This window comes from Paenibacillus sp. 01T422, assembly GCF_056398785.1.
Genome location: NZ_JBFTQB010000133.1, coordinates 1 through 9,831 on the forward strand (window position 1 = coordinate 1; position 9,831 = coordinate 9,831).

Sequence of the window (9,831 nt, forward strand, 5' to 3'; positions counted from 1 at the left end):
GCTCAGAGATCCTGTTGTCATGGTCTCTAAACCTGCAACAATTCGCAAGAGGGAAGACTTCCCGCAGCCCGAGGGACCAACAAAGCTCACAAACTCATGCGCATCCACATGGAAGGAAACTCTGTCGAGCGCAACGAACTGCGATTTCTTCGAACTGTACACTTTTGTAACATCGGAAGCCATAATCTTGCTCATTTTCATCTCTTTTTCATAAGAAGGTTCAACATGTAAGGCTTGTTGTGCTCGCATAAATTAACGTCCTCCTTCCAGCCATGGGAAAAATCTGCGGTGACAGTAAGCAAATGTCCGGTCCGTCATCAATCCTAGCAAGCCAATGGCGATAATGCCCACGAAGATTTGATCCGTATTCAGGAACCTTTGGGCCTTCATGATGGAGAACCCTAGCCCGCTGCTGGCCGCAACCAGCTCTGCCACGACGAGATACGTCCACGCCCAGCCAATGATCAGGCGTAAGGTGTTCATCAAATCCGGCAGCAATGCGGGAATTAGCACCTTCTCAATGGCTTGCCAGCGATTCGCGCCAAGGGTGTACGAGGTTTGCAGCAAATCGTTAGAAACCGATCGCGTATTATCTGCCACCATCAGCATGAGCTGGAAGAAGCAGCCGATGAAGATGACGATGACCTTCGCCCACTCCCCAATCCCGGCCCAGACCATAATCAACGGGATGAACGCCGTTGCTGGCATATAGCGAATAAATTCGGTCGGAGGGACGAGCAGCGCTTCCGCGAAGCGAAATGTACCCGCCAGAATACCAAGCGGAATACCGAGCAAACAAGCAAGCAAGAAGCCCGCTCCTACACGGAAAATGCTCATTCCGACATGATGCCAGAATATGGAACTCTGCAGCTGAATGGCAAATTGGCGAAGCACTTGATCCGGTGTAGGCAGAAATGTTCGATTCACCATATTGCCATAGCTGAGCACACTCCAAAAGGCAACTACCAAACATATAATGAGAATAATGCCTGAAACATACGTTTTACGATTGATGTCGCCCCTTATGGCAAACAACGTGGATTTGCGTCTTTTTTTCATAGCCGTTTCCATAGAGCACCTCACTCACCTGTTTATTTCTTGCGTTCCTTCATTACTTCTTCGACAAAGTGTCCGTCCAGGAAGCTCTCTGCTTTCGGGATGGATGTCAGCATATCCAAGCCTTTCAAGAACTCGGCTGTTTTCTGCGATGTAAAGTGCAGGGAGCTGTAAGAATCTGCTTTTTGGAAAGCTTTCACATTATCTTCAAGCTGAAATATTTTCACACTGTCGACTCCAGCTTTGTATTCGTCCACTGGCGTCTCTGCTGCTTTTGCCATAATTTGTAGAGATTCTTCCGGATTCGCTTTCCAGTAGTCCAACGCATCGAACCACGCATTGAGAATTTTCTTCACGTCTTCCGGACGATTTTTGGTGATTTCTTCTTTAAACACGAGCAGATCCGGAATGAGCCCTGGCGTATCCTTGGAGGAGAATAACAGCTTGCCTTTGCCCTCTTGAATCGCTTTGCTCAAGAATGGCTCCCACAGTACGGCACCGTCCAGGTTGCCAGAGATGAAAGCAGGTCCTGCATCGTTAACCGTCATGTTGGTGTAAGAAACGTCTTTCTCAGCGAGACCAGCCTTCTCCAGCGCGGTTAGCATGAGTAGATGATCAACCGTGCCTAACTCTGTTGCCACTTTCTTCCCTTTCAACTCCTGCAAGGAATTGATGTTAGGCTTTACTACGACGCCGTCTCCACCATTGGAGTTATCGTTCACAAGCACCGCCTTGAGCGGAATCCCTTTGCTTGCAGGGGCAAGCGTGTCACTTAAAGTTTGGCTATTCGCATCGACTTTGCCTGACGCAAGGGCAGATAAGGAGTCACTGTATACGGGGAACCAAACCAGATCAACCTTCACGCCATTTTTCTCAAAGAACCCTTTTTCCTTCACCAAATACCAAACAAACCAACCCGGCCATGGACTAAGCGCCAATTTGATCGGCTGATCACTGCCACTTGACGCCGTGCTTGCTGCCTCCTTGCTCGAACATCCGCTCACTACCACCGTAAAAGTGAGTAACAACGCCATCATCAGAAATACCATTCTTTTTCTCATTCTGATTCTCCCTCTCCATTTCAACTGGTAAAAAGAAAAACCCGGAACGATATCATATTCTGATATCCTCCCGGGCTTTTATCCCTCCGTGTGCACGATGAACTTCACCGTGTGTCTTCTCTTGGACCAGACCGACAGCCTTCATCTGCCGCGGAACCCTAGAAAACAAGTTTGCTATGAGGTTGTAAAACCAACTCTTACATTTGTCTTTATCATACTTACATCCTAGACTTATGTCAATATATATAACATAATTAATTATTTTGTTGTCAAAGTGGTCTACTACGTAATAATATATTACATAATAACAACGGATATGGAGGTGCAGACGATGTACTCGATTCATTTCCACTTAAGTATGTTAGATATTAGTATGGCTGCTCCACCAACAACCGAAACAGTTTCCTCTACGGCGCCAAGCCAGGAACAGCCGGCAACCAAACATCCTCTCCAGACTTCCCCTATAGATAACGCTGATTGGGCGGAGACGAACGCGCTTCCCCCAGCAAACTGACCCCTGTACGCACAAAAGCCCGACACCCTGTCGCTCAGGGTATCGGGCTTTATTCTTACTCTTACACGCCTAACCATTTCTTGAACAAATGTTTCGTTGTGTCTGCATTCAATGCTGCGATGGAAGTCGTGAGCGGAATGCCTTTCGGACAAGAGCGTACGCAGTTCTGCGAGTTACCGCAGCCTTCGATACCGCCATCTGTCATCAGCGTATCCAAACGCTCGTCTTTGTTCATTTCACCTGTTGGGTGAGCATTGAACAAACGAACTTGGGAAAGCGCAGATGGTCCGATGAAAGAGTTCTTGTCGTTTACGTTCGGACAAGCTTCTAGACAAACACCACATGTCATACATTTGGACAATTCGTATGCCCATTGACGCTTCGACTCCGCCATACGCGGTCCTGGTCCAAGATCATACGTTCCGTCGATCGGAACCCATGCTTTGACCTTCTTCAAAGCGTTGAACATGCGTCCACGGTCGATAACAAGGTCACGCATAACAGGGAACGTGCTCATCGGAGCTACGCGAACTGGCTGCTCCAGCTTATCGATCAGAGCCGAACAAGCTTGGCGCGGTTTCCCGTTAATAACCATGGAGCAAGCTCCACAAACTTCTTCCAGACAGTTGGATTCCCAACAAACTGGCGTTGTTTTATCACCACGCGCGTTCTTAGGATTACGTTGCACTTCCATCAAACCGCTGATGACGTTCATATTGGGACGATAAGGAACTTCGAATTCCTCTGTATAAGGCTTAGAATCTGGACTCTCTTGACGAGTCACGATAAACTTCACGGTTTTCTGTGCGCTTAGTGTCTCAGCCATGATTAATGTCCTCCCTTTTTCTTCTCCGTGGAGTAATCACGTTTCCGCGGTGCAATCAAAGATACATCAATTTCTTCATAGCTGATTTTCGGACCTTCCGGCGTCCAATCGGCAATTGTTGTTTTCATGAAGTGGTCATCATCACGTTCTGGGAAATCAGGCTTGTAGTGTGCGCCACGGCTCTCGTTACGCATTAATGCACCCACCGTCATCGCTTCAGCAAGCTCAAACATGTTCCAGAGCTGGCGAGTGAACGCAACCCCTTGGTTGTTCCAACGAGCTGTATCTGTAATGTTGATGTTGTTGTATCTTTCTTTCATGTCCTTGATTTTGCTGATTGTATCTTCAAGACGATCATTGTAACGAACAACCGTCATATTCGCATTCATCATGTCGCCTAGTTCTTTGTGCAGAACATAAGCATTTTCTGTCCCGCTGTTCATTTTGAGCAAGCTCTCATAACGGTCTTGGTGACGTTTCTTCTCACGATCGAACACGATGGAAGAGGTATCATCCGCATGCTTCTCTAGGCCGCGAATATACTCAACCGCTTTAGGACCGGAGACCATACCGTCATAGATAGCCGAAACAAGGGAGTTCGCGCCCAAACGGTTTGCACCGTGATGCTGATACTCACACTCACCAGCAGCGAACAAGCCTGGGATGTTCGTCATCATGTTGTAGTCAACCCACATACCGCCCATGGAATAATGAACCGCTGGGAAAATCTTCATCGGGATTTTACGTGGATCATCGCCCATGAATTTCTCGTAGATTTCCATGATACCGCCAAGCTTGATATCAAGCTCTTTTGGATCTTTATGAGAGAGGTCAAGGTAAACCATGTTTTCACCGTTAATACCAAGCTTCTGATCGATACATACGGAGAAAATTTCACGCGTTGCAATATCACGAGGCACCAAGTTTCCGTACGCCGGATATTTCTCTTCAAGGAAGTACCAAGGCTTCCCGTCTTTGTAAGTCCAAATACGACCGCCTTCACCACGTGCGGACTCTGACATCAAGCGAAGCTTGTCATCGCCAGGAATCGCCGTCGGGTGAATTTGAATCATTTCACCATTCGCATATTTAACGCCTTGTTGGTAAACAGCACTTGCTGCCGTACCGGTGTTGATGACAGAGTTCGTCGTTTTACCAAAGATAATACCAGGGCCGCCTGTTGCCAAAATAACAGCGTCAGCCGGGAACGTTTGGATCTCCATGCTGCGCAAATCTTGAGCCGCAATACCACGGCAAACATTTTCGTCATCCAGCACGGAACCAAGGAATTCCCAGTGCTCGAACTTCGTTACGAGACCAGCTGTTTCCCAGCGGCGTACTTGCTCATCAAGTGCATACAGAAGCTGTTGCCCTGTCGTTGCACCCGCAAATGCCGTACGGTGATATTTCGTTCCGCCGAAACGACGGAAATCAAGAAGACCTTCTGGTGTACGGTTGAACATAACACCCATACGGTCCATCAAGTGAATGATGCCTGGTGCTGCATCACATAATGCTTTAACTGGCGGTTGATTCGCCAAGAAATCTCCACCATAAACTGTATCGTCAAAGTGCTCCCACGTGGAGTCCCCTTCACCTTTTGTATTCACCGCACCGTTAATGCCGCCTTGCGCACATACGGAGTGGGAACGTTTAACAGGAACCAAGGAGAACAATTGCACGTGAACTCCGGCCTCCGCTGCTTTAATTGTCGCCATGAGTCCCGCAAGGCCTCCGCCGACGACGATGATTTTCGAATTAGCCACTTCTGTTCACCCTCCCTTAATGCCCCGTACGCGCTTCTACCGGAACTTGAAATTGAGTATCTGTAAATGCAGTCAAAGACATAATAAACATCACGGACATCACGACGAACACGACCATCCAAATAACGGAAGAGTAACGCTGCGCGCGAGGTCCAACCGTAATTCCCCAGCTAACAAGGAATGACCATAAACCGTTGCAGAAATGGAATGTCGCTGAAACGATACCAATTACATAGATCGTAAACATAACTGGATTCGTTGCAATGTCATGCATGGTCATGCCGAGATTTTCGTGTGCAACATTGCCTAGTGCAACTTGCAGACGAGTCTCGAACAAATGCCACGCTACGAACAGGAACGTAATAACGCCAGTTACCCGTTGAAGCATAAACATTTGGTTACGGAAATAGCTGTAGTTCGAGACGTTATTGCGTGCCTGATAAGCCACATAAAGTCCATAAACGGCATGATAAAGAAGCGGAAGCCAGATTCCCACGATTTCTAACAGCAGGACCAAAGGCAGACCGTTCAACCAGTTAATTTGATCCACAAATGCTTGAGGACCCTTCGTTGCTTCGTAGTTAGTGAGCAAATGCTCAATAAGGAAGAAGCCCACTGGAATTACACCAAGCAAAGAGTGGATCTTTCGAAAGTAATACGAATTACCCATAATGTAACCAATTCCCCCCTCAACAAAATTTCATAAATACCCATCCGACATGTTCTGACAAAACAAGCCACATACCATTCTACTCTCGCCGCAAACGAGCGTCAACCCATAATCATCCACGCCTATTTTACGCCTAATTAGTGAGCGAATATACACTATCGTCCAATAAATGTGAATAAAAAGTGACATGTACATCGTACCTCTAATACGCTTATAATGGAAGTGCCGTTTTTTTATATATACTTATAACTAATTTGCATATACAAACGAATACGGAGTTGAAAAAAAATATGGAACTCTTGGATGTTTTCGCCGTTGTTGTCGAACAAGTGAGCCTGAATAAAGCATCACAGCTGCTTAATATCTCACAACCCGCTCTTTCACGCAAAATCATGAAGCTGGAAGAAGAACTTGGCGTGGAACTATTCATCCGCAAAGGGAAACGTCTTGAGCTGACCAAAGCAGGGCAAATCTGCTACGATCATGCGCTTGAGCTCCGCCATCTGGAACGGAAGTTTAAGCAAACTCTTCAAATGTACAAAGCCGCGGGCACCCATTCTTCCCTTACAGTTGGCGCCAGCTTAACAACCTTGCAAGCTACACTACCAGACTTGATTACCCATTACCTGCAGGTTCACCCGCTCACAGAAATTAAACTGCTTACGGGTAAAACACATGAAATCGTGACCTTGGTCAAGGAAAATAAGGTCGATATCGGTATCGTCGCATCCCAAATCAACGCATCGAGCTTGCACTGCGAGCCATTGTTCGATGATCATCTATGTCTGGTGCTTCCGCTGGGGCACCCTTTCATCGATCGTGCCAAGATTACGATGAGCGATTTGAATGACCTGCCGATGATTCTCTTTTCCAAAGGCACCTGGTATCGCATCTTGATGGACGAGCTGTTCCATCGGTATACGATTCTTCCTAATGTCCAAATGGAAATTGATTCCTTCGAGGCAATCATCCGGCTCGTGTCTACCTGCAAAACCGCGACACTTCTTCCCAAGTCGTATCTGCGAGAAGATTTGATTCAGAATAATGAGTTAATTCTGCGCTATCTAGTGGAACTAGAGCAAACGAAGCGAACCACCTCGTTGATCTACTCTGATCAAGCCACTGATAACCCGGAGTCCCTCAAATTCATTGAGCAAACGATCAGCTATTTTGCTAAACACAAATAAACCTCCAATCCGCTCGGCCTCTCGAGCAAAATTAGAGGTTCTATGGGTACTAATAGACAAATTTGTAGCCGACGCCCCATACCGTTCGGATCCGCCTTGGCTCTTTGGGATTGTCTTCGATTTTTTTCCGAAGATTGGCAATATGCACATCAATCGCCCGATCGGTGACATAGGAGTCGAAGCCCCGGACGGTTTGCAATAAATCCTCTCGCGTGTAGACACGGCCAGGGTGATTAACGAAACATTTCATAATTTCAAACTCCGAATAGGTCGTTTCGACAAGCTGCCCCTGAACGATCATCGAACGCGTTTGGAGGTCAAGTGTAATCTTGTTTTTATCTGCCAGCAGCGCCTCATTTGTTTCTGACTTTGCATCTTGGCGTAATGGCAGATTCACGCGTGTGTTTTCACGAGCATTTTGATACAAATTGGAACGGCGAATCAGAGCATGGACTCTAGCGCTCATTTCATGCATGCTGAAAGGCTTGCACATATAGTCATCTGCTCCAGCCCCCAACGCAGCCACCCGTTCAACCACTTTATTTTTCATCGAGACAATCATAATCGGGACACTGGACGTAATTCGCACCTGTCTGCACAGTTCAAGTCCATCCATATCTGGCAGCATAAGATCCAGCAAAATAACGTTAGGGGCAAACTGCTTAACAGCTTCAATCCCTTCTTGCCCCGTTTCCACCCGAATGACCTCAAAGCCTTCTTCGCCCAAATACATGGAGATCATATCGCCGATCATAGGATCGTCTTCAATTATTAATACTTTGTACATTCGGAGTCCACCTTCGCCTCGAAATTCTCTCGTTGAGACTTACAAGACGGACCTATGAGCTCTCCGGCCCGTCCGACTTCACTTCAAGTCCCAGCTTTTTCGCTACAAAAGCCGTTGTGCTTGCCTGGAACAGGATGGTGATTAGCACAGCCATAAAAGTGACACTCGCAATTAGATCACTGTGTGCAATCCCCATGCCAGCCACCATCCCGCATAACGCCGCTGGAATGACACCTGTTTCACGAACCCAGAACATGAATATAATCTCATTCCACTTCCACTTCGCTTTACGGTCTGGCCACGTACAGATGAGTACCGTCAGCGGACGCGCAATAAAGACAAATACGAAGATGACACCCAAACTCGTCCAAAAATGTTCGAGAATGACGGGGAAATTCACTTGACTGCCTAGAAGAATGAAGATCAGCATCCGCATGATAACCGTAATATTTTCAGAAAAATGCTCCATCTCGTGCCGTTTATCATCCATATCGAGCTTGAACGTGCCGGCATTCCCCCAGATCAGCCCCGCAGTAAACGTCGCCATAAAGCCGCTAACACCGAGGATTTCTCCTGCCATATAAGCTCCTAATGAGGTAACGACCATCGCGATAGTTGCATAATCCCTCAGCATGCCAAGTTTCAAATGGGCTGTTAGAAAGGTCATCGCATAGCCGATAACAGCTCCAAGCAGAAGCCCTCCGAGTGCCGTTTTGACAAAATCCAGTGTGCCCGAAAGTAGGGAAACTTGCTGCGTGCCCAAGATGATAGCAATTAGCGAAAATGTCAAAATGGACGCCGTTGCATCATTAAATGCCGATTCACTTTCCACTGTCTCTCTGACTTTAGCGCGGATTTTCACTTGTTTAAATACCGGGATGAGCGTTGCCGGATCTGTTGAAGCAATAATCGCGCCAAGCAGCAAAGCATACAGCCATGGCAAATCCAGAAGGAAATGCGAAGCGGCTGCAACGGCCACGCAAGTGATAATCACACCAGGAATGCTCAGCATGCCTACGGTAAGCCAGACTTGCCGCAAACCAGTAAGCTTAATATTGCGACCTCCGTCAAAGAGAATTAACGTGGAGCCGATAACGAGAATGAATTGATTCGTAAAAGAAGTGCTTGGCTCATAAATCCAATGGAAAGCTTGTCCCACAATCATGCCTGCCACTAGAAACATAGCAACATCAGGAAGTTTAAGCCAGCTCGCTGCCTTTCCGAACAGCATCCCTAATCCGAAAATGAGCACCAGCAGCACGATGACATGCTCGATAAGTTGGGAAGTTGCATTCTCCATTTATCGGATAACTTCACTTTCGAATTCTTCGATCTGATCGTTCGTTCCGATGATTATCATGACATCATTTTCATTTACGATATCCGTAGCCGTAGGCGCAATTATAACGCCAGTCTGTTTGTTAACCGCCACAACACTGCAGCCGTATTTGGCACGAGGATCTAATTGCTTAATCGTAAGCCCACACAACCTTTTCGGTACGGAGAGTTCTGCAATCGTATAATCTTTAGAAATTTCAATATAATCTAATAAGTTCGGTGAATTGAGCTGATGGGCTACGCGTATTCCCATGTCACGCTCGGGATAGATGACGCGGTCAACCCCTAGCTTCTGCAAAACCTTCCCATGCAATTCAGACAGGGCTTTGGCTACAACCTTCTTGATCCCTAAATCCTTCAATACAATCGCTGTTAAAATACTGGACTGAATGTCGTCCCCAATCGCTACGACTGCACAATCAAAGTTGCGCACGCCCAAAGACTTCAGCACATCCTCATCGGTAGCATCCGCTACGACGGCATGCGTAAGCTCATGGCTCATCTCATCTACCTTTTCCTCATCTTTATCAATGCCAAGCACCTCATTGCCCAGCTTAACGAGTTCTTTGGAAATGCTTGATCCAAAGCGCCCAAGCCCGACAACCACATATTGCGTTTTCTTCATC

The 9,831-nt window shown here is 47.0% G+C and carries 11 protein-coding genes and 1 riboswitch; of the genes, 2 read left to right on the top strand and 9 right to left on the bottom strand.

The window, feature by feature from the left end:
* From AC1DUA_RS10165 to AC1DUA_RS10175, 3 genes are all read right to left on the bottom strand, one after another.
* Positions 1-249 (bottom strand): ATP-binding cassette domain-containing protein (locus AC1DUA_RS10165; RefSeq protein ID WP_477499621.1); only part of this gene is annotated, 249 nt, incomplete at its 3' end.
* Between the two features lie 3 nt (positions 250-252).
* Positions 253-1,071: an ABC transporter permease gene (locus AC1DUA_RS10170; RefSeq protein ID WP_477499622.1), complete on the bottom strand. Its 819-nt coding sequence runs from the start codon at positions 1,069-1,071 to the stop codon at positions 253-255.
* A 20-nt stretch (positions 1,072-1,091) separates the two neighbouring features.
* Complete coding sequence (locus AC1DUA_RS10175; RefSeq protein ID WP_477499623.1) at positions 1,092-2,117, bottom strand: ABC transporter substrate-binding protein; 1,026 nt, start codon at positions 2,115-2,117, stop codon at positions 1,092-1,094.
* A 65-nt stretch (positions 2,118-2,182) separates the two neighbouring features.
* Positions 2,183-2,290: riboswitch (guanidine-I (ykkC/yxkD leader) on the bottom strand.
* Between the two features lie 158 nt (positions 2,291-2,448).
* On the opposite strand from AC1DUA_RS10175, the gene AC1DUA_RS10180 reads away from it, so the two are divergent.
* On the top strand, positions 2,449-2,631 hold the full coding sequence (locus AC1DUA_RS10180) for a hypothetical protein (RefSeq protein ID WP_477499624.1): 183 nt from the start codon (positions 2,449-2,451) through the stop codon (positions 2,629-2,631).
* A gap of 61 nt (positions 2,632-2,692) precedes the next feature.
* Here AC1DUA_RS10180 and sdhB read toward each other — a convergent pair whose 3' ends face one another.
* Genes sdhB through AC1DUA_RS10195 form a run of 3 tightly spaced genes read right to left on the bottom strand, consistent with a single transcriptional unit; the run spans position 2,693 to position 5,893 of the window.
* On the bottom strand, positions 2,693-3,457 hold the full coding sequence (gene sdhB / locus AC1DUA_RS10185; protein WP_145666837.1) for a succinate dehydrogenase iron-sulfur subunit: 765 nt from the start codon (positions 3,455-3,457) through the stop codon (positions 2,693-2,695).
* A gap of 2 nt (positions 3,458-3,459) precedes the next feature.
* A complete protein-coding gene (gene sdhA / locus AC1DUA_RS10190; protein WP_477499625.1) occupies positions 3,460-5,223 on the bottom strand; it encodes a succinate dehydrogenase flavoprotein subunit in 1,764 nt (587 codons plus the stop codon).
* A gap of 16 nt (positions 5,224-5,239) precedes the next feature.
* A complete protein-coding gene (locus AC1DUA_RS10195) occupies positions 5,240-5,893 on the bottom strand; it encodes a succinate dehydrogenase cytochrome b558 subunit (protein ID WP_477499626.1) in 654 nt (217 codons plus the stop codon).
* Between the two features lie 290 nt (positions 5,894-6,183).
* Here AC1DUA_RS10195 and AC1DUA_RS10200 point away from each other — a divergent pair, with 290 nt between their 5' ends.
* The gene (locus AC1DUA_RS10200) at positions 6,184-7,080 is read left to right on the top strand and encodes a LysR family transcriptional regulator (protein WP_477499627.1); all 897 of its coding nucleotides are present in this window, start codon (positions 6,184-6,186) and stop codon (positions 7,078-7,080) included.
* A gap of 49 nt (positions 7,081-7,129) precedes the next feature.
* Here the strand turns inward: AC1DUA_RS10200 and AC1DUA_RS10205 are convergent, their stop codons facing one another.
* From AC1DUA_RS10205 to AC1DUA_RS10215, 3 genes are read right to left on the bottom strand one after another with little or no spacing between them, the layout of a single operon-like run.
* A complete protein-coding gene (locus AC1DUA_RS10205; protein WP_477499628.1) occupies positions 7,130-7,867 on the bottom strand; it encodes a response regulator transcription factor in 738 nt (245 codons plus the stop codon).
* A 52-nt stretch (positions 7,868-7,919) separates the two neighbouring features.
* A complete protein-coding gene (locus AC1DUA_RS10210; protein ID WP_477499629.1) occupies positions 7,920-9,167 on the bottom strand; it encodes a cation:proton antiporter in 1,248 nt (415 codons plus the stop codon).
* The gene (locus tag AC1DUA_RS10215) at positions 9,168-9,830 is read right to left on the bottom strand and encodes a potassium channel family protein (RefSeq protein ID WP_477499630.1); all 663 of its coding nucleotides are present in this window, start codon (positions 9,828-9,830) and stop codon (positions 9,168-9,170) included. It lies immediately after the preceding gene.
* Position 9,831 lies beyond the last annotated feature (1 nt).